Source organism: uncultured Roseibium sp., assembly GCF_947496995.1.
GTDB lineage: Bacteria > Pseudomonadota > Alphaproteobacteria > Rhizobiales > Stappiaceae > Roseibium.
In genome coordinates this window covers 83549-102042 of the sequence record NZ_CANMFD010000004.1, presented here as the reverse complement: position 1 = coordinate 102042, position 18494 = coordinate 83549, and the positions used below count along the sequence as shown (strand labels likewise).

17 protein-coding genes are annotated in these 18494 nt (G+C 61.1%); 6 read left to right on the top strand and 11 right to left on the bottom strand.

Going from position 1 to position 18494, the window contains the following annotated elements:
- Positions 1-65: 65 nt before the first annotated feature.
- Together Q1B40_RS16495 and meaB are read right to left on the bottom strand one after the other, a co-directional pair.
- Entirely contained in the window at positions 66-674 is a 609-nt protein-coding gene (locus Q1B40_RS16495; RefSeq protein ID WP_299816754.1) for a peptidase C15, read from the bottom strand.
- A 7-nt stretch (positions 675-681) separates the two neighbouring features.
- On the bottom strand, positions 682-1680 hold the full coding sequence (gene meaB, locus Q1B40_RS16490) for a methylmalonyl Co-A mutase-associated GTPase MeaB (RefSeq protein WP_299816752.1): 999 nt from the start codon (positions 1678-1680) through the stop codon (positions 682-684).
- A gap of 177 nt (positions 1681-1857) precedes the next feature.
- On the opposite strand from meaB, the gene Q1B40_RS16485 reads away from it, so the two are divergent.
- On the top strand, positions 1858-2895 hold the full coding sequence (locus Q1B40_RS16485) for a phytanoyl-CoA dioxygenase family protein (protein WP_299816750.1): 1038 nt from the start codon (positions 1858-1860) through the stop codon (positions 2893-2895).
- 286 nt (positions 2896-3181) lie between these two features.
- Here Q1B40_RS16485 and Q1B40_RS16480 read toward each other — a convergent pair whose 3' ends face one another.
- From Q1B40_RS16480 to Q1B40_RS16455, 6 genes are all read right to left on the bottom strand, one after another.
- On the bottom strand, positions 3182-3772 hold the full coding sequence (locus tag Q1B40_RS16480; protein ID WP_299816748.1) for a DUF1131 family protein: 591 nt from the start codon (positions 3770-3772) through the stop codon (positions 3182-3184).
- A 152-nt stretch (positions 3773-3924) separates the two neighbouring features.
- A complete protein-coding gene (locus tag Q1B40_RS16475) occupies positions 3925-4506 on the bottom strand; it encodes a TIGR00730 family Rossman fold protein (RefSeq protein ID WP_299816746.1) in 582 nt (193 codons plus the stop codon).
- A gap of 96 nt (positions 4507-4602) precedes the next feature.
- Positions 4603-5991 (bottom strand): dipeptidase, encoded by a 1389-nt coding sequence (locus Q1B40_RS16470; protein WP_299816744.1) that lies wholly within the window; start codon positions 5989-5991, stop codon positions 4603-4605.
- Between the two features lie 150 nt (positions 5992-6141).
- The gene (locus tag Q1B40_RS16465; protein ID WP_299816742.1) at positions 6142-8079 is read right to left on the bottom strand and encodes a mechanosensitive ion channel family protein; all 1938 of its coding nucleotides are present in this window, start codon (positions 8077-8079) and stop codon (positions 6142-6144) included.
- Between the two features lie 94 nt (positions 8080-8173).
- Complete coding sequence (locus Q1B40_RS16460; protein WP_299816740.1) at positions 8174-9121, bottom strand: cation transporter; 948 nt, start codon at positions 9119-9121, stop codon at positions 8174-8176.
- Between the two features lie 8 nt (positions 9122-9129).
- A complete protein-coding gene (locus Q1B40_RS16455; protein ID WP_299816738.1) occupies positions 9130-10689 on the bottom strand; it encodes a helicase HerA-like domain-containing protein in 1560 nt (519 codons plus the stop codon).
- Between the two features lie 244 nt (positions 10690-10933).
- Between Q1B40_RS16455 and Q1B40_RS16450 the strand changes: the two genes are divergently transcribed.
- Both Q1B40_RS16450 and Q1B40_RS16445 read left to right on the top strand, forming a co-directional pair.
- Complete coding sequence (locus Q1B40_RS16450) at positions 10934-11326, top strand: DUF2780 domain-containing protein (RefSeq protein ID WP_299816736.1); 393 nt, start codon at positions 10934-10936, stop codon at positions 11324-11326.
- A 45-nt stretch (positions 11327-11371) separates the two neighbouring features.
- Positions 11372-11779 carry a DUF4332 domain-containing protein gene (locus tag Q1B40_RS16445; protein ID WP_299816734.1) on the top strand — a complete coding sequence of 136 codons (408 nt, stop codon included), beginning with the start codon at positions 11372-11374 and terminating at the stop codon, positions 11777-11779.
- Between the two features lie 154 nt (positions 11780-11933).
- Here the strand turns inward: Q1B40_RS16445 and Q1B40_RS16440 are convergent, their stop codons facing one another.
- Positions 11934-12644, bottom strand: a complete 711-nt coding sequence (locus tag Q1B40_RS16440) for a helix-turn-helix transcriptional regulator (protein WP_235867120.1) — start codon at positions 12642-12644, stop codon at positions 11934-11936.
- Positions 12645-13145: 501 nt separating this feature from the next.
- Between Q1B40_RS16440 and Q1B40_RS16435 the strand changes: the two genes are divergently transcribed.
- The 3 genes from Q1B40_RS16435 to Q1B40_RS16425 are packed head-to-tail and all read left to right on the top strand — an operon-like array spanning position 13146 to position 17775.
- Complete coding sequence (locus Q1B40_RS16435; RefSeq protein WP_299816730.1) at positions 13146-15167, top strand: methylmalonyl-CoA mutase family protein; 2022 nt, start codon at positions 13146-13148, stop codon at positions 15165-15167.
- Entirely contained in the window at positions 15164-17329 is a 2166-nt protein-coding gene (gene scpA, locus Q1B40_RS16430) for a methylmalonyl-CoA mutase (RefSeq protein ID WP_299816728.1), read from the top strand. The genes Q1B40_RS16435 and scpA overlap by 4 nt, the downstream gene beginning before the upstream one ends.
- Positions 17330-17355: 26 nt before the next feature.
- Entirely contained in the window at positions 17356-17775 is a 420-nt protein-coding gene (locus tag Q1B40_RS16425; protein ID WP_299816726.1) for a GFA family protein, read from the top strand.
- 34 nt (positions 17776-17809) lie between these two features.
- Here the strand turns inward: Q1B40_RS16425 and Q1B40_RS16420 are convergent, their stop codons facing one another.
- Both Q1B40_RS16420 and Q1B40_RS16415 read right to left on the bottom strand, forming a co-directional pair.
- Positions 17810-18115, bottom strand: coding sequence for a hypothetical protein (locus tag Q1B40_RS16420; protein WP_299816724.1), 306 nt, complete (start codon positions 18113-18115; stop codon positions 17810-17812).
- A gap of 122 nt (positions 18116-18237) precedes the next feature.
- Positions 18238-18459 carry a helix-turn-helix transcriptional regulator gene (locus tag Q1B40_RS16415; RefSeq protein ID WP_299816722.1) on the bottom strand — a complete coding sequence of 74 codons (222 nt, stop codon included), beginning with the start codon at positions 18457-18459 and terminating at the stop codon, positions 18238-18240.
- Positions 18460-18494: the final 35 nt, after the last annotated feature.

Below are 18494 nucleotides of genomic sequence, written 5' to 3'. Positions count from 1 at the left end.
GCGATCCGGTTTCCTTTCCGAAAGGAGCAAGAGGTGTGCCGGTTGCGGTCTTAACCTGAAGCGCTTCAGCGCAAGCGCCTGGCGGTTTCCTGCAGAAGACGGACTGCCGCGTCTTCAACCACATGGTAGGACGGACGCCCGTCGCGGCGGCCCCTGGGGAGCGCGGGAACATGTACGAAGATGCTTGGAATGCTGGAGCCGATGGAGTCCCAGAGCGTGGCGTTGCACAGATAGGTGCCGGCGTCGGTGGACACCAGCGCAGGCGCACCTGCTGCTCCGGCCGCCTGGCAAAGTGCCCGGCCGGGCAGGGTGCTGCTGCGGGTGCGTTCGAGGCCGCGGCCGAGTTCCGGACGCGCGGGCGCATGGCCCTCGGCATCGGGGCGCACACGGATCGCGCGGTTGACCGCACGGGTTTCGATATTGAGCGTGCGGCGGGTACCGTCGACACCGAAGTGAACAATGGCGTCCGGCCGGATCTCGCGGCGGAGCCTGTCCGTCACGTCGGCCCGGCCTGCCCAGGTCGTCGGCAAGACATGAAACAGGAAACGGCAGCCGGACCGGTTGCCGCCCAGCCGTATCGGCAGACGGCGCATCAGCCTCTCGGTCGGATTTACCGGAGCACCCGGAAACGGAGAGAAGCCTGTGACCAGAATGGTTTTGAGCGCATTGTTCATCCGTCGCTCATTCCTCCAGGCCCATCAGCTGTGCCAATTCGTCCACGGCGAAGGAAACGGCTGTCGTGCCGTCGCGAACGCTGGCTTCCAGGGTTTTCAGGCGGTCGGCGGTGTGCCGGTTGGTCGTGAGCGCTTCCATCATCCGCTGGCGCAGCATGTCCCACATCCAGGCGACTTGCTGCCGGCTGCGTTTTTCCTGCCATTCGCCGCTGGCCTGTGTGCGTTCGCGGTAGATGCCGATCTGCTCCCAGAGATGGTCCAGGCCCTCGTTGGCAAGACCCGAGATGGTGATCACCGGCGGCGTCCAGGTCGGGGATCTGGGGGCGAGGATATGCAGCGCGGCACGGTAGTTCGAGGCGGCGGACCTGGCGCCTGTCAGCCCGTCTCCCTCGGCCTTGTTGACGGCGATCATGTCAGCGATCTCCAGAACGCCCTTCTTGATCCCCTGAAGCTCGTCGCCCGCACCGGGCAGCATCAGGACGAGGAAGAAGTCGACCATGTCGGCGACCGTGGTTTCCGACTGGCCGATGCCGACGGTTTCCACCAGGATGACGTCAAAGCCTGCCGCCTCGCACAAGAGCATCGTTTCGCGGGTCTTGGCGGCAACTCCGCCGAGCGTACCTGCGGAAGGGGACGGGCGGATGAAGGCATTCGGATCGACCGCGAGCCTTGCCATGCGGGTCTTGTCACCGAGGATCGATCCACCCGTGCGGGTCGAGGACGGATCGACGGCGAGAACCGCAACCTTGTGCCCTGCGGCGGTGAGATTGGAGCCAAGCGTGTCGATCGTCGTGGATTTGCCGACGCCCGGCACGCCGGTAATGCCGACGCGCAGGGCATTTCCCGTCAAGGGCAGGAGATCCTGGACCAGACGATGGGCGAGGCGCCGGTGGTCGGTTTTTTTCGATTCCACCAGCGTGATCGCCCGCGCCAGCGCGGCGCGCTTTCCCGCCTTCAGATCGCAGGCGAGTTGCTCCGGATCGATGGATCGTGCCTTGGTCATCATGCATCAAGGCTTTACCGCAGGAATCGACAAAGGTCACGGTCGCAAAAGGGTGAACATGGAGACTCGTCCGTCCGGCCGGACAGGGGAGCTGTCCTCGGGAGGTTATCTCCATTGTGAAAATCGGGGCAAATCTGATAGATACGGGCTGATGATTTTTCCTGCATCTACCGGTACAGCATGACGCCCTTATCCTATCTGAAAGCCCCTCTCTGGCTCATTGGTCTTGCCGGGACGGACAAGTCCCCGCGCAAGAATCCCATTCTCGGCAGCGAACGGCTGAACACCTGGGGCCTGCACCGGAAGCGGGTGACGATTGCGGCGAAACTGGCATCGCAGCGGCGTGCGCGTCTGGCGGATAGTGTCGATCCCGAACACCGCGCGTTTTTCGACGAGAATGGCTATTTCCTGGTCAAGGACTTCCTGCCGGACGAGGTTTTCAGGCAGTTGAAGGAAGAGGCTTTCAGCCAGCCTTTCGAGACCCGGGAAATGCGCCAGGGGCAGGCGGTGACCCGCATGACACTGCTGCCGCCGGAAGTCCTGAAAAGGAATGCCGCCCTGGCAGCGGCCGTGCACGATCCGCGCGCACTTGCCATGATCCGTTACGCGGCTTCCCACGGCGGACAGCCACTCAACTTCCTGCAGACCGTGCTGGTCGAGCCGCTGAAGGTCAAGAAGAAGGATCCGCAGTCGGACGCCCATGCGGACACCTTCCACGCGACTTCCAAGGCCTGGCTGTTCCTGCAGGATGTGGGCGAGGAGGACGGGCCGTTCTTCTTCGTGCCGGGATCGCACAAGCTGACGCCGGAACGGCTGGAATGGGAATACCAGTGTTCCCTGTCAGCCGCCAAGGACCCGCGCTCCCATCACGCCAGCGGTTCGTTCCGGATCAGGGCCGATGAGCTGTCAGCGCTGGGCCTGCCGCAGCCGGTCAGGATGGCGGTGCCGGAGAACACGCTTATCGTTGCCGACACCTTCGCCTTTCATGGCCGCACGCCGTCGGATAAGCCGACCGTCCGCTCGGAAATCCACTGGCACATGCGGCGCAATCCGTTCCTGCCCTGGACCGGGCTCGACATCAAGTCGCTACCCTTCCTGAAGGATCGGGAGATGTCGATGCTGATGTCGCTGGCCGATTTTGCCGAAAAGACTCTTAAGCAGCGCAACATCTGGCGACCGGTCGGCGACGTGACGGTGCGCTCGGAGCCGCATGTCTAGTCCGAACCAGGGTTGGTAGCCTAGGGCGTAAACTCATAAATGAAGACGAAATGGCATGGGAAATGGCGAAACCCCGTTAGGAAGCGCGCGATGAGCGGGCTTACTGCCCGGTCAAGCACGCTGACGACACGGGGTGAAGCCATTTTCATGTCCTTCGGATTTGACCGAATTGGTCCTCCTCTGCGTCGCAAAAGGCTTGAAAATGAACCACATTTCCTGCGCTTTTGCTCCTTGATGAAGACCAATTCGCCTCAAACCATTTCATCTTCATTTATGAGTTTACGCCCTAGCTCTTCGGCGTCCAGAGAATGCGCTGAAGTTCGGCATCGAACAGGTCGTTTGATGCCGGTAACTGGTCGAATGGGCCCTGGTATCCGGGGATTGCGTAGACCAGCTCGACATTCGGATGACCCTGCGACTTGCAGATCGCCATGCCGCGCCAAAGGTTGTTGCCGACACGGCAGTCGACCCGCGCCGAGCCGACTTCTCCGAAGGTCATGCCGATGCGTTCGCCGTTCGGACCCTGAAGATGATGGGTCACACCATGCACCGTGCGGACCTTGCCGTCATTGCCCTTGAAAATCTGAAGGACCTGAAAGCCGTCGCTGTTGAAGGCGGCCAGTGCCCATTCCGTCCTGTCTTCCTCGGCGGTCTGAATGCCTTCGGTGGTGAAGCCGGGCAGGGCGGCTTCGATTGCCTTCGAGCCGTAGGTGGTCTCGCTGGTGATCCCGCCGATACTGTCCTCGGTGATCTGTACCAGCGTCAGATCGGAGGTCCTGACCAGGCGGCCCGATGTGCCGTCATAATCGCCGGTGGGAGAACACGCGGCCCCTGTGAGAGCAAGTAGACATGCAAAACCGGCAGCTCTTTTACGCATAAAAATATCTCGGAAGGAGTTTCGGCCGCGTGTCGGAACGCGGACTGGACACCGGACTTACCAATTAACGTGTTGTTTGCAAAGGGGCAGCTTGCCCTGTGGACAATCGACCCGGATCCACCCGTCACCCGGGGCGTTGCGCCCGCAAACCCTCAGGTTTCCTCCCGGTCGATCCACTTGGGAGAAGAGGGCGGGGTATAGGATGTGAACTGGTCGATCAGGTTTTCCGGCGTGCCGGCGAACATCGCCATGTCGCGCATCACCTTCTTGGTGAAGCCCTCCTGGGTCTGGTGATCGAGGAAGGCGATCAGGTGGTCGTAATAGCCTTCGACATTCAGGAAGCCGCAGGGCTTTTGATGATAGCCGAGCTGGCCCCAGGTCCAGACCTCGAAAATTTCCTCCAGCGTGCCGACACCGCCGGGCAGGGCGATGAACCCGTCGGAGAGGTCGGCCATCAGAGCCTTGCGCTCGTGCATCGAGCCGACAAGATGGAGTTCGCTCAGGCCCTGATGCCCGATCTCCTTTTCCTGAAGGGATTCCGGCAGAACGCCGATCACTTCGCCGCCGGCCGCAAGGGCTGCGTCCGCAACGGTTCCCATCAGTCCGACCTTGGCGCCGCCGTAGACAAGCCGGTAGCCCTGCTCGGCGATGACACGGCCGGTTGCCGCCGCCGCCTGGCCATACTCTTCAATGGCGCCGTGGCTGGAGCCGCAAAAGATGCAAAGGGATTTCATGAGTGCACTCCTGTGGGACGGGTGGAGATTTGTGGCGCCTGCCGCGACCCGCAGCTTTCACCCGACGTCTGCGAAAGCGGGATAGGTCCTCTCAATTCACTCGTCCGCCAGTTCGTTCAGCACGCGGGCCCAGGACCGGATGCCCTTGTGGAAACTGGTCAGATTGTATTTTTCGTTCGGGGAATGGATCTGGTCGTCATCCTGGGCGAAGCCGATGAGAAGGGAATCCATACCCAGCATGCGCTTGAAGTCGCCGACGATCGGGATGGAACCACCCATGCCGGTAAGGGCTGCCTCCTTGCCCCATTCATCCTTGAGCGCCTTTTTGCCTTTTTCCAGCGCCGGCATTGCAAAGTCGAGGCGCAGGGCGGGGCTGCCTTCCTTGGCGATGAAGTCCACGGTGCAATCGGCAGGTATTTTCGAGCGGACATAGGCGCGGAAGCTCTCCTGCACCTTTGTCGGGTCCTGATCGCCGACCAGCCGGAACGTGAACTTGGCATGGGCTTCGGCCGGAATGACGGTCTTGGATCCCGCGCCCTGATAGCCGCCCCACATGCCGTTCACTTCCGCGGTCGGGCGGGTCCAGATATGCTCCAGCGCCGTGCGGTCCTTTTCGCCGCGGGGATATTTCAGTCCCACCTCGCCGAGGAAGCTCTCGGCGGTAAAACCGAGTTTCTCCCACATCTGCTTGACCTTGTCCGGCACTTCGATGACGCCGTCGTAGAACCCGGGCAGCGTCACCCGGCCGTTTTCATCATGCAGGCCCGCGATGATGTCCGCCACGATGTGGTTCGGGTTCTGCGCAGAGCCGCCATACATGCCCGAATGCAGGTCGCGGCTGGCCGCCTTGACGATGATCTCGTCGCCGACCATGCCGCGCAGCATGACGGAGATCGCAGGAGTCGTAGGGTCCCACATGCCGGTGTCGCAGACGAGTGCCAGGTCGCAGGACAGTTCGTCCTTGTTGGCCTTGAGGAAGGGGTGAAGCGACGGCGAGCCGGATTCCTCCTCGCCCTCGAACAGGATGGTGACGTCGACGGGCAGATCGCCGGTTTCGGCGATGAAGGCGCGGGCGGCTTCCACGAAGGTCATGAGCTGACCCTTGTCGTCGGATGCGCCTCGGGCGACGATCACCTTGGTACCGTCCTCACGTGTGACGATGGCAGGATCGAAAGGGTCTCTGTCCCACAGGTCGAGCGGATCGACCGGCTGAACGTCATAATGGCCGTAAAACAGCACATGCGGTCCCTGTTTGCCGGACTGGCGGTGGCCGACAACCATCGGGTGACCGCTGGTGCTGCGGACCGATGCTGCAATTCCGATGGAGTTCAATTCGCCGGCAAGCCAGGTGGCGGCTTCGCGGCAGGGCTCGGCAAAGGCCGGGTCTGTGGAAATGCTCTTGATTTTAAGAAGATGAAACAGACGATCGAGGCTGGATTCGAGATTGGCGTCGATATGCGACAAGACCTTATCGATGGAACTCATGACGGATCCTTGAAATTTTGACGGATTCGAGCGGGCCGAACGAAAACGGCCTCTTTCGGAAGGTCCCTAAAAGGCCACAACAGAGCTTTGAGCGCAAATGGATATTGCGTTCTTTTCTGTTTGCTTTTGCTGCTTGCGACCGTCTCGCCCTCAGGCGACCTGCCGGTCCTTGCCGGGCTGCTGACCCGTCTTTGGGGTCGGGTCTTCGGCAGCCGGTTCGCTGCCTCTGGACAGGTAGACGGTGGAGGAAGGATAGGCAAAGCCCGAACCGTTGGTCTCGATGATGGCGCGGATCTCAAAGAGCATCTGTTCCTGAATTTCGAGAAACCCGGGATAGTCGGGAGCCAGCACATAGGCATAGGCCTCGACAGGGACGGCATAGTCGTTGAAGCCGATCATCCGGACACGCGTCGTTTCGGCAAGAACCCTCTCGTGAGCGGTCAGATAGTCGCGGATCGCGGCAAGAATTCTTTTCAGGTTCTCCGGTTCCGTCTCATATCGAAGCGCGAATACATGCCGGAAATGAAACTGGTCACGCTCACTGAAGTTGATGATCTTGCGTTTTGCGAGATCCGCATTGGCGATGGTGATGACCGTCCGGTCGAGGGCGCGGATGCGCGTCGATCTGATACCGATGGATTCTATGGTGCCGGCCAGTTCGTCAAACTGGCAGAACTCGCCGACACGGACCATCCGGTCGGCATAGAGGATGACGCCTCCGATCAGGTTTTCAATCGTCGGCTGGGCCGCGAGCGCGATGGCCAGACCGCCGACCCCAAGACCGGCGATGACGCCGTAGATCGGAATGCCGATCTGGGTGGCTCCGTAGCCGAGAACGATCAGGGCGATCGCCAGGGAAAACACCCGGAAACCGGTGCGCAGCAGGCTGGCGTCGAGGCCTTGCCGTGCTGTGCCCGGTCCACGCACGAACCACAGATAGATCAGTTGCAGCAGATGATAGACCAGCCAAGCGGTTGCGGACCAGATCACCGCTGTCGTGATGGTCGTGATTGCGACCAGGACTGCGCCGGTGATGTTGATATGCTCTTCACACAGATAGCGGAAAAAAGCGGCGCTCAGAATTACGAGAAGGGGGTTGAGAATCGAATGACCGACCCGGGTGCGCTCGTCGACGGAAACAGCCCGCCACCTGCGCCAGCGGACGAAATATCCCACGCAGGCCGCATAGGCTGCGAGCAGGACGAAGAGCGCCAGCCACTGCCAGTAGGCCTGGTCGGCGAAATGTCCGTGAAGCCAGTCCGGACCGGCCTGGATGAATTCATACCAGCGCGGGGCAATGAGATTGCCGGGGGTGTAGATGTAATACTGAAACAGGTCCTCGCCGCGGTCGGCGCGCAGGGGCAGAACGCTGACGACGGCATAGTCGTCGGGGATCCTGCGGACGGAGTCTGCCGAGAACAGGAAATTTCCCCGCTGTTCACCGGTCTCCTGACGCAAGATGCTGATGCTGGTGCTTGGCAGCATCCACCGGTCGGGCAGCTCCGCAGTACCGGCGGAATGCACGAAGCGGCCTGCGGCATGACCGGGAATCTCGGAAAAGTCGTGCGCGGGAATACGGTCGAGAATTTCCTGAAGCTGCAGGGCGATCTCGATGCCGGCCCGCTCGCGGGAGGTTACCGGTATCTCCGAAAGGTCAAAGGTTTGCGCCGCCTTTTCCAGCAGCGCCGTGATCATGACCTGTTTCGCGCGTTGTTCCTCGGTCAGGAAAATCCGGTTGCTGTTTTCATAGTCCTGCCGCACGGCGTTCCACAACTGGCTTGCCTCGCGCATGACGAAGACAAAGCTTTCGAGCGTCGCGCGGGGGCTCGTGGTGTCCGGAGGAGATATGGGGTTGTCGAGCAGATACATGCGGGCCTGTTCGACCCGCTCGGGATCAAGTGCCTCCGGTCCTTGACTGGTCTCGGGACCCGGCATGGCCGCATCCTGGGCACGGGCACTTCCCGGCAAACCGGGTACGAGCATGATGAGGGCCAGCCAGCACAAAAGCACCGCTCTTATCGTTGAAGGCGGTGGTTTCAGGCAGTTGTTGCTGCCTGAAAAGAGTGTCTCGTTGCCCCGGTTGCGCATAACGGCCTACCTGCGATTGATTGCCCGAAAAGCCTAACGCGGATGGGTAACGATCTTATTACCATGAGGATTTTTGACGTGTTGCAGTGCCGCGTTATGATCGGGGGTGCGCAAGGCCATCGGATGCGGTCACAACGACTTCCAATCGGGTCGGTCCGATCCGGTCCTCCAGGCGGGCTGCAAGGGCGTCGCGAAATGCATCCACTTCGTCTGCCCGGACAGGCTGCTCCGGATCGAGATAGACCACGACCCAATGCATGCGTCCTGCCTGCAGAACAGCAGCGCGGTGAAACTTGTAGCCCTTCTCCCGGGCAACATCGCGTGCCGCCCGCGCGGCCTTGGCATGGGTGCCGCTCGGGGCGCTGATACCGGCAAGGTCGGCAAGGGTTGTGCGGAAGGTGGCCAGGGGTTGCCAGATGATGGCCAGGATCAGCACAAGCACGATCACCGCGTCGCCGATGGGAACGTATGGCCCCAGAACCGTCCCTTCCAGAAAAGGCAGGGACAGCAACGCGGCTCCCGAGCCGAGGCTCAGCGCGCCGTCGATCACGGCGGCACGGGACTCCATCTTCAGGATCGAGCTGCGTTTTCCCGTCCGGCGGTAGGCGCGGTAGTAATTCAGGGCCAGGCCCAGGCAGATGGCAACGATGACCACGGCGTAGAGCGCGATCGGACCAAAAACCAGTTCGGGTACACTGCCGCCGGAGAAGAACGTCCAGATCTTCGTTCCCGCAACGAAGGCGGCGAACACTAGCACCCCGATCAGGATCAGGCTGCGGAACGTCACGTAGAGCACTTCGTCGAAGTCGTGCCCCCAGGGACGGGTGCGGGTCGGCGGCAGGCCGACACGCGCGCCAATTCGGGCTGCTGCAATCGCGGAGGCGAAATTCACGGCTGAATACAGCCCGTCCACCAGCATGGCATCGGATCGCGAGGCCCAGGCCGTTGCGATGCCGGCGAAGGCCATGAAAAGGTTGGCCCATTTGCCCAAGGCCAGAGCCTTGCGCTCAACGGCCTGATGCTTTGCCCTGTCGTCAGCCATGCGGTCGCTCAGTTGCCGCGTTTCAGGGACCCGAGAAGACCGCGGACCAGAGCTCTGCCGAGCGAGGTGCCGAGGCTTCGGGCTGCCGACTTGAGGCCGGCTTCCAGCACGTTGTCGCGCTGGCTGCGGCGGTTCGTGCGTCGTTGGACGCTGTCCCTGCGCGGGCGATCGTCGCGGCCGAAGTCGGGCAGCTGGAATCCCGAGCGGCTCCGGCGCGGTTCGCCGTGCTTGCGGACCTGATTTTCTTCCTTCTCCCGGCGGCGCTCTTCCTGGCGTTGCGTTTCTTCCGCACGGCCGGTCAGGATTTCATAGGCGGATTTCCTGTCCTTGGTGCGGTCGTATATGCCGAAGACCGGGCCGGATTGCATGAGCGTGCGCCGCTCGGCCTTTGTAATCGGGCCAAGCCGCGAGGACGGCGGGCGGATCAGCGTGCGTTCCACCACCGAGGGAATTCCCTTGCCTTCCAGCGTGGAAACCAGAGCTTCACCGACACCCAGCTCGGTGATGACACGCTCGGTGTTGAGGTCCGGATTTGGCCGGAAGGTTTCCGCGGCAGCCCGAACGGCCTTCTGGTCGCGCGGGGTGAAAGCCCGCAGGGCGTGCTGAATGCGATTGCCGAGCTGGGACAGCACGGTTTCAGGAACATCGAGCGGGTTTTGGGTGACGAAATAGACGCCGACCCCCTTGGAACGGATCAGGCGCACGACCTGCTCCACCTTTTCGACCAGTGCCTTGGGGGCATCGGTGAACAGAAGGTGGGCCTCATCGAAGAAAAACACCAGCTTCGGTTTTTCCGGATCGCCGATCTCGGGAAGTTCCTCGAAAAGCTCGGACAGCAGCCAGAGCAGGAACACCCCGTAAAGCCGCGGCGAGGTCATCAGCTTGTCGGCGGCCAGAATGTTGATCACGCCCCGGCCGTCCGGCGCGGTTCGGATCAGGTCGCGGATGTCGAGCGCCGGCTCGCCGAAGAAGTTTTCGCCGCCCTGGCGCTCAAGCACCAGAAGCCTTCTCTGGATCGCGCCGATCGAGGCTTTCGAGACATTGCCGTAAAGGGTGGAAAGCTCGGACGCGCGCTCGGCCACATGGGCGAGCATGGCGCGCAGGTCTTTCAGGTCGAGAAGCAGCAGACCTTCGTCGTCGGCCAGCTCGAACATGATGTTGAGCACGCCTTCCTGGGTGTCGTTGAGTTCCAGGAGGCGGGCCAGCAGCAGCGGACCGATTTCCGATACCGTGGTGCGGACGGGATGACCCTGCTCGCCGAACAGATCCCAGAAGACGGCCGGAAAGGCCTTGTAGCTGTAGGTTTTCTCCAGTCCGACTTCCCTGGCCCGTTTTTCCAGGAAATCCTTGGACACGCCTTCCGCGGCCAGGCCCGACAGGTCGCCCTTGATATCGGCGCAGAAAACCGGGACACCGGCCTTGGAAAAGCCCTCGGCCAGAATTTGCAGGGAAACGGTCTTGCCGGTGCCGGTCGCGCCCGCGATGAGACCATGTCGGTTCGCGAGCTTGAGGGCCAGGGTTTCGGTCCTGGTGCTGGCACCGATAAATATACTGTCTTTTGCCGTCACGATTCCGCTGTCTCCCTCCGAATCCGGTCGTCGTTGCGGCAGCCTAACCCAGCCCGGGAAAAAATGCGCGTCCCTGACTTAATACCAGGGAGCGGTGATTTTGCCCCATCGACGGACCTGCGTCCGGCCTTGTATAGAGGGTCAGCTTATTTTGAGTCCATAAACGAAAGCGCGGGGACCTGAAGCGCCGGCACTTGGTGTGCCGGGCGGATGCAGCGCAAGCTTGTTGAATTGGGAGAACGGTATGGAAGAACTCGTCAACCGGATCATGGCAGCAGCGGGAATCGATGAAGATGTCGCCAAGAACGCCATCGGCATCATCCTCGGTTTTCTGAACAAGGAAGGCCCCGAAGACAAGATGCAGCTTATCTTCGACGCTCTTCCGGGAGCAACCGAGCTGGTTGCCGCGCGTGAGCAGCAGTCTTCCGGCGGCGGCCTTCTGGGCGGCCTGGGCAGCATGATGGGTGGCGGAATGGGCGCCATGGCGGCGCTAAATGAGTTGACAAATGCCGGACTCGACATGAACGGGGTTCAAAGTGTTGTCAAAGAACTCATCTCCTATGCTAAGGAAAAAGCAGGGGAAGACGTTGTGGATGAAGTGGTTTCACAAATTCCGGGACTGAGCCAAATCGTCTGACTGCCCCAGCGTTCGGTCACCGGTCTGGAAGGGAGTTCTGTGCGGATGTCTTATTCAATTGCCGAAATCGAGGGCATCGGCCCGACCTATGCTGAAAAGCTGGGTAAGGTCGGAATCAAGACTACGGGAGCGTTTCTGGAACGGGCAAAAGACCCGAAAGGGCGCAAGGCTCTCGAGGACGAAACCGGAATTGAGGGCAAGCGCCTTCTGAAGTGGGCCAATATGGCCGACCTGATGCGCATCAGCGGCGTCGGAGAGGAATATTCCGAACTCCTGGAAGCAGCCGGTGTCGACACGGTCAAGGAACTCAGGAACCGGAACGCGGCCAATCTTGCGGCGAAGATGCAGGAAGTGAACGCGGACAAGAAACTCGTGCGACAGGTTCCCAGCGAAAGCCAGGTGACCAAGTGGGTCGATCAGGCCAAGGAACTGCCGCCGATGATGACCTACTGAGACAACTGGCGCTGCCGCCTGGCGTGGCGCGCCGGTCAGTCACGGTTGATGACGTCACCATGGATTTCAATTGAAAAAGGCGCGCCACCGGCGCGCCTTGATTGTTTGTGGCAGTGAAAACCCCGGAGGCGTTAAGCCCCATGGCTTTCCGAAGTTAAACGCTGATCTGGCCGTAGCGGAGCGCCTCGACAACAGTGTGTGTCTTGTTGGAAGCGTTCAGCTTGACGCTGGCGTTCTGCAGATGTGCATGGACAGTCCGCTGGGAGATGTCGAGCACGTCGGCAATCTGACCTGCCGTCTTGCCATAGGCGGTGAGTTCGAGAACACGGCGCTCGCGGGTCGACAGGGCGCCCGGGCGCTGACCGGAAATCACGCCGAGTTCGCGCAGACGGGAGAAGGCTGCAGCCGACAGAACTTCCAGGTTGGCAAGATCGTATTTGTTGACCTGCAGCGCGGGACCGCTTGCAAACACGAATGCCTGGAACGGATAGAGTTCGGTAACCGGAACGACCACGATCTGGCTGCCTTCGCCGGCGGAAGCCAGAAGATCCGAATGCTCCATGTCGCCTGCGGTAATTGTCCAGATCCGGGCTCTGTTGGAGCCGAGGCCAAGCATCAGTGCGCTGTCGTTTGCGGAAAGCGAAGTGCTTTCAATTCCGTCATTGCGCTGGTCGGGCCAACGAAACCGCTGAACGAGGTTGTCGATCGGACGGTTCGGCATCGGCAGGCCAGTGATGAGAATATGTGTCGCGCCCATGCGCCGAAGGTTGGATTCAAGAATATCCAGAACGTGGTGGGCTGCGTTTGCTTCCGAGATTGCTCTGAGTTTGCTTTTCAATTCCGTTTGATCAAGCACTGTGCACATCCTTTGCGGCCTGTTTTTTGCCGCTTTTTTGCAGACTCCTCGAAAATTCCTGAGGATTCGTCCGCTGATGGGTTAGTCACGTGTCCCGTCCAACCCTTGCAGGTGAAGACTGAACCCGAATGCCGCGCACTTCATTATCGGGGGGTAGAAATTCCCATGCGTCAACAGCCATAAGCTACAATACAATTGATGATCGTACCAATAGGGAAAATCGGTGAATTTGGCTTAATACGCCAAAAATTTGACAGTTTCTTGTCATCTTCTGCAAATTCTGCCTTCTTTCTACATGCTCATCGTCTTTTATTGTCGAAGAACAGGCGCAAAATTTGCGCTGTAAATTTATTTCCGGTGGGGAAGTAAGCACTTCGTCCATTCGGATTCTTGTCGGAAATCGCAAACATTACCTTAGGTCATGTCGTTGGCGGGCCAACCTTACCCTTTCTGCTGAGTTGCCAAGCTTGAAGGCCGGGGACTAAAACGGTGCCAAGGGAGATGATTGCAATGCCGCGCAGCTTTACCGGACCCGACAGTTTCTTTTCCTCTGACGAGAAGGCGTGGTGGGCATCCGTCGACAAGGCCCTGAAGGGAACGCCGAGAGAGAAACTTTTCGGATCGACCGAAGACGGTCTGGAGATTGCGCCGCTTTACGCGCGCCGCTCGGACACACCCGCCCGATCGCTCCGCTCCGGGGAGGGCGACTGGACGGTCGTTCAGAAGATCGACATCGCGGATCCGGACAAGGCCAATCAGCAGATCCTTGACGATCTCCAATCCGGAGCAAGCGGACTTGAGCTGGTTCTGCCGGGCGCTCTTGCGATGCATGATCATGCCATCGGCGTCGCCGATCTGGCAGGCATGGAAGCTCTTCTCAAAGACGTTCAGCCAGACCTTATAAATATACGCATCGATGCGGGGCCGCAGACACCTGAATTTCTGGCGCTGGTGCTGGCGCTTCTGGAAAAGCGCAAGATCGACCCGTCGCTGGTCGCCATCACCTCAGCTTTCGACCCCTATGGCTGGATGGCCACGAAGGCAGCGCCAGATCAGGACTTTGAAGTTGTCACGAAGCGTTTGCAGGACGTCGTCCTCGCCGCGCGGGAGATCGGCAGTCCGGCGCGGGTCATGAATGCCGATGGCGCGGTCTGGCACAATGCCGGTGCGACAGCGGTTCAGGAACTGGCTTTTGTGCTTTCGGCTGCGGTCGCCCATCTGCGCGCGCTTGAAGGCGCCGGTCTGCCGCCGGATGAGTGGGCGGAGCGGATATCCATGTGCCTGGTGGCGGACGCCGACCAGTTCGGCACGATTGCAAAGGCACGGGCGATACGTGCCCTGTGGTCCTGCGTGCTGGAGGAGGCGGGACTGCCGCAATCCCCGGCGGCGCTGCATATGACGACGTCTTACCGGATGCTGACTGCACGCGACCCCTGGGTCAATCTGCTGCGCAACACCGTTGCGGCCTTCGCAGCCGGTATCGGCGGCGCCGACAGTGTCTGCGTCCTGCCGCACACGCTTGCCGTCGGTCTGCCGGACGGTTTTGCCCGCAGGCTGGCACGCAACACCCAGTCCATTCTACTGGAAGAGAGCAATCTGGCGAAGGTGACGGACCCGGCTGCTGGATCCGGTGCGATGGAAGACAGGACCGAGAAACTCTGCAAGGCTGCCTGGGAGCTGTTTCAGGAGATCGAGGCGGCAGGTGGACTGGCGGCCGCGCTCAGCCAAGGGCTCGTCCAAAAGCACATCAGCGCGGCAAAAGCCGAGCGGGACAGCAATGTCGGCCGCAGGAAGCGCCCGATCACCGGAGTGAGCGAGTTCCCGGATCTCTCGGAAAAGGCCGTCTCCGTGCTTCACGAGAGCGCAGACGCCGTGCGTTCTGCGCAGCGAGAGCTGCCGGATCTTTCGGCACTGCCCGCGCCGGGCGACGGCCTGTGGTTCAAGGCACTGCGGACGCTGGCTTTTGAGGGTGCTCCCTTGGTCGATCCTGCCGCGAGAGAAGGTCAGGGGAACCGCGATCATTCCTTTCCCATCCTGGCTGCAGGCCGGATCGCCGAGCCCTTCGAAGAGCTGCGCGCAGCCGCGGCAAGCTTCGAGGCGGCAACCGGTGCGCCGCCAAAAATCTTTCTGGCAAGTCTTGGCACTCCGGCGCAGTTCACGCCGAGAGCCGCCTGGACGGCAAATGCCTTTGCTGCGGGCGGCATTCGGGCGGACGGACCGGCAGTCCACGCTTCGCTGGAAGCGCTTCTTGCTGCGTTCAAGGAAAGTGGCGCCACGCTTGCCTGCCTTGCCTCCTCCGATGATGTCTATGAAGTCGAGGCGGAAAGCGCGGCGCGCGCGCTGAAGGACGCCGGGGCCGCACATCTTTATGTGGCAGGCAGGCCGGGCGCGGGCGAGGCGGACTATAAAGGGGCGGGCGTGGACACATTCCTTTACGGCGGCTGCGATCTGCTGGCCCTTTTGAAAGACGCGCATAGGCACCTGAAATCGGTCTATGATGGCGGGCAATCTGATCAGGAGGTCCTAAAATGAGCAGGATCCCGAATTACGCTGGAAAGCCGTTCGGCAATTTTTTGAAGTCGGCGGAGCCCGGATCACAGCCGGGCTGGCGGACGCCGGAGGACATCGAGGTACCGCCGGTCTATCAGGCAGCGGAACTTGACGGTCTGAAGCATGTGGATACCTGGCCCGGCCTGCCGCCTTTCCTGCGCGGGCCCTATCCGACGATGTACGTGCAGCAGCCCTGGACCGTGCGCCAATATGCCGGATTTTCCACGGCGGAGGATTCAAACGCCTTTTACCGGCGCAATCTGGCCGCCGGCCAGAAAGGCCTGTCGGTGGCCTTCGATCTTGCCACCCACCGGGGCTACGACAGCGACCATCCGCGTGTTTCCGGCGATGTCGGCATGGCAGGTGTGGCGATCGATTCCATCTATGACATGCGCACGCTGTTTTCCGGCATCCCGCTGGACAAGATGAGCGTCTCCATGACCATGAACGGCGCGGTCCTGCCTGTTCTGGCGCTCTATATCGTTGCCGCGGAAGAGCAGGGGGTTGCCTGGAAGGACCTGTCGGGAACCATTCAGAACGATATTCTGAAGGAGTTCATGGTCCGCAACACCTATATCTATCCGCCCAGCCATTCGATGCGGATCATCTCGGATATCTTCCAGTTCACGTCGCAGAACATGCCGCGCTTCAACTCGATCTCGATTTCCGGCTATCACATGCAGGAAGCCGGTGCGACGGCGGACCTGGAACTGGCCTATACGATTGCCGACGGGATCGAATATGCCCGCGCCGGTGTCGCCGCCGGCATGGATATCGACCAGTTCGCTCCGAGGCTTTCGTTCTTCTGGGCCATCGGCATGAACTTCTTCATGGAAGTCGCCAAGCTGCGCGCGGCGCGGCTGATCTGGGCGACGCTGATGGAAGAAAACTTCCAGCCGAAGAACCCGAAGTCCCTGTCCCTGCGCACCCACTCCCAGACATCCGGCTGGTCGCTGACCGCTCAGGACGTCTTCAACAACGTGATCCGCACCTGTGTCGAGGCGATGGCGGCGACGCAAGGCCACACCCAGTCGCTGCACACGAACGCGCTGGACGAGGCGCTGGCCCTGCCGACGGATTTCTCGGCGCGCATCGCCCGCAACACCCAGTTGTTCCTGCAGCAGGAAAGCGGCACCACCCAGGTGATCGATCCCTGGGGCGGGTCGTATTATGTCGAGAAGCTGACCGCGGATCTTGCGGAAAAGGCGATGGCACATATTCGCGAAGTGGAAGAGCTCGGCGGCATGGCCAAGGCCATCGAGAAGGGCATTCCGAAGCTGCGCATCGAGGAAGCCGCCGCCAAGACCCAGGCGCGGATCGACGGCGGCGCCCAGACGGTGGTCGGTGTCAACAAATACAAGCCGGAGAGCGAGCAGGACATCGACGTCCTGAAGGTCGACAACGCGCAGGTGCGCGCTGCCCAGATCGACAAGCTGAAGCGGCTGCGGGCGGAGCGCAACGAAGCGGAAACCCAGGCAGCGCTCGATGCGCTGACGACATGTGCCGAAACCGGCGAAGGCAATCTGCTGGATCTTTCGGTCAAGGCGGCCCGCGCCATGGCGACTGTCGGGGAAATTTCCCTGGCAATGGAAAAGGTCTTCGACCGGCACAAGGCCGAGATCAAGTCGATTTCCGGGGTCTACAAGCGGGAGGCGGGCGCCATGTCCGGGACCATCGAAAAAGTTCAGAAGCTGGTCGAGGCCTTTGAGGACAATGACGGTCGCCGGCCCCGCATCCTCGTCGCCAAGATGGGGCAGGACGGCCACGACCGCGGCCAGAAGGTGATCGCCTCCGCCTTTGCCGATCTCGGTTTCGACGTCGATATCGGCCCGCTGTTCCAGACGCCGGAAGAAGCCGCCCGGCAGGCGGTGGAGAACGACGTCCATGTGGTCGGCGTGTCCTCGCTTGCCGCCGGGCACCTGACGCTGGTGCCCGCACTGAAGAAAGCGCTGGCCGAGGAAGGCCGGGAGGACATCATGATCGTCGTTGGTGGTGTCGTGCCGCCGGGGGATTACGATGCGCTCTACAAAGCCGGCGCGGCGGCGATCTTCCCGCCGGGAACGGTGATCGCGGAAGCCGCCGTCGGCCTCATCGGCAAGCTGAACGAACAGCTTGGCTACGGGTCTGCCGAGGCGGCCGAATAACACAAGATCGCAGGAGAAGCAGGCACATGTCCCGAAAGCTGACCGGAGGGTGCCTCTGCGAGGCGGTGCGCTATGTGTGCGATGCGCCGCCGACGGTCACGGTGAAATGCTATTGCCGGGACTGCCGCAGGATCGGTGGTACAGGGCACGCGACGCACAGCGTCTTTGCGCAAGAAGCCTTCTCGCTGACGGGCACGGTTACCGAATTTGAAAAGACCGCCGATAGCGGCCGGACCATCAACAGGCGGTTCTGTCCCATCTGCGGCAGCGCTCTTTATCATACGCGCGATGGCATGGAGGGACTCGTGGTCGTCCGGGCGTCGTCTCTGGATGATCCGGAAAGCGTCACACCGGAACGGGCCATCTACGTGTCACGCGCGCTATCCTGGGACCCGGTAGATCAGGAACTGGTCTGTTTCGAGGAAATGACACCGCAGGCAAAATAGGCGTCCGGCCCGGAGATTGCGGCAGGAATTCCTGTCAGGGGTCCACTGTCATCCCAAGCGGTATCGGCGGCTCCAGATAGGCGCCGAAGAGATAGGGGCCCATGCGCCAGCAGATCTGGGTGAATGCCAGTGTCAGATCCTTGTTGTCCTGAATAAGGACCCGGTCCGGTACGGACAACTCGGTTTCCGCCACGACAATGCCGATATCGCCGTCTTCCAGATCATAGAGCGTGCATTCACAGATCGGCTTTTTGTCCAGGTCGAACAGTTTGCCGGAACGCAGACGGGTTCTGGTCGCGGGTGTGGGCCGGTCTTCCGAGTAAAAATGGGTCTGTTGCATTCCAGCGGGCCTCACCTGTGTCAACCGGGGTGTCGTTGGACTCTCCAGTGTTGGAGTACCCGTTGAAACTTGCGCGGGGCTGTTGGGCGTTCGCGTTTGCCAGCACTGCTCCCCCTGGAGGATCAGTCTTTCGGCTCTTCGGGAGGTTGGTAGACGAGAATGTCGCCGGGCTGGCACTCGAGCGCGGCGCAGATCTGCTCAAGCGTTTCGAACCGGATGCCTTTCACCTTGCCCGACTTGAGCAGGGACACATTCTGCTCGGTAATGCCGATGCGCTCCGCAAGTTCCCTGGATCGCATCTTCCGGCGGGCGAGCATCACATCAAGTTCCACGATTATCGGCATTGCATTCCTTTGTTCACCGGATGGCGGCTGAAGGC

Excerpts from the sequence above, each read along its gene's own strand:
- Q1B40_RS16415 (WP_299816722.1), bottom strand. The coding sequence starts at position 18,459 with ATGCCGATAATCGTGGAACTTGATGTGATGCTCGCCCGCCGGAAGATG.
- Q1B40_RS16445 (WP_299816734.1), top strand. The coding sequence starts at position 11,372 with ATGTCTTATTCAATTGCCGAAATCGAGGGCATCGGCCCGACCTATGCT.
- Q1B40_RS16420 (WP_299816724.1), bottom strand. The coding sequence starts at position 18,115 with ATGCAACAGACCCATTTTTACTCGGAAGACCGGCCCACACCCGCGACC.
- Q1B40_RS16450 (WP_299816736.1), top strand. The coding sequence starts at position 10,934 with ATGGAAGAACTCGTCAACCGGATCATGGCAGCAGCGGGAATCGATGAA.
- Q1B40_RS16470 (WP_299816744.1), bottom strand. The coding sequence starts at position 5,991 with ATGAGTTCCATCGATAAGGTCTTGTCGCATATCGACGCCAATCTCGAA.
- Q1B40_RS16425 (WP_299816726.1), top strand. The coding sequence starts at position 17,356 with ATGTCCCGAAAGCTGACCGGAGGGTGCCTCTGCGAGGCGGTGCGCTAT.
- scpA (WP_299816728.1), top strand. The coding sequence starts at position 15,164 with ATGAGCAGGATCCCGAATTACGCTGGAAAGCCGTTCGGCAATTTTTTG.
- Q1B40_RS16480 (WP_299816748.1), bottom strand. The coding sequence starts at position 3,772 with ATGCGTAAAAGAGCTGCCGGTTTTGCATGTCTACTTGCTCTCACAGGG.
- Q1B40_RS16435 (WP_299816730.1), top strand. The coding sequence starts at position 13,146 with ATGCCGCGCAGCTTTACCGGACCCGACAGTTTCTTTTCCTCTGACGAG.
- Q1B40_RS16475 (WP_299816746.1), bottom strand. The coding sequence starts at position 4,506 with ATGAAATCCCTTTGCATCTTTTGCGGCTCCAGCCACGGCGCCATTGAA.
- Q1B40_RS16495 (WP_299816754.1), bottom strand. The coding sequence starts at position 674 with ATGAACAATGCGCTCAAAACCATTCTGGTCACAGGCTTCTCTCCGTTT.
- meaB (WP_299816752.1), bottom strand. The coding sequence starts at position 1,680 with ATGATGACCAAGGCACGATCCATCGATCCGGAGCAACTCGCCTGCGAT.
- Q1B40_RS16440 (WP_235867120.1), bottom strand. The coding sequence starts at position 12,644 with ATGTGCACAGTGCTTGATCAAACGGAATTGAAAAGCAAACTCAGAGCA.
- Q1B40_RS16460 (WP_299816740.1), bottom strand. The coding sequence starts at position 9,121 with ATGGCTGACGACAGGGCAAAGCATCAGGCCGTTGAGCGCAAGGCTCTG.
- Q1B40_RS16465 (WP_299816742.1), bottom strand. The coding sequence starts at position 8,079 with ATGCGCAACCGGGGCAACGAGACACTCTTTTCAGGCAGCAACAACTGC.
- Q1B40_RS16485 (WP_299816750.1), top strand. The coding sequence starts at position 1,858 with ATGACGCCCTTATCCTATCTGAAAGCCCCTCTCTGGCTCATTGGTCTT.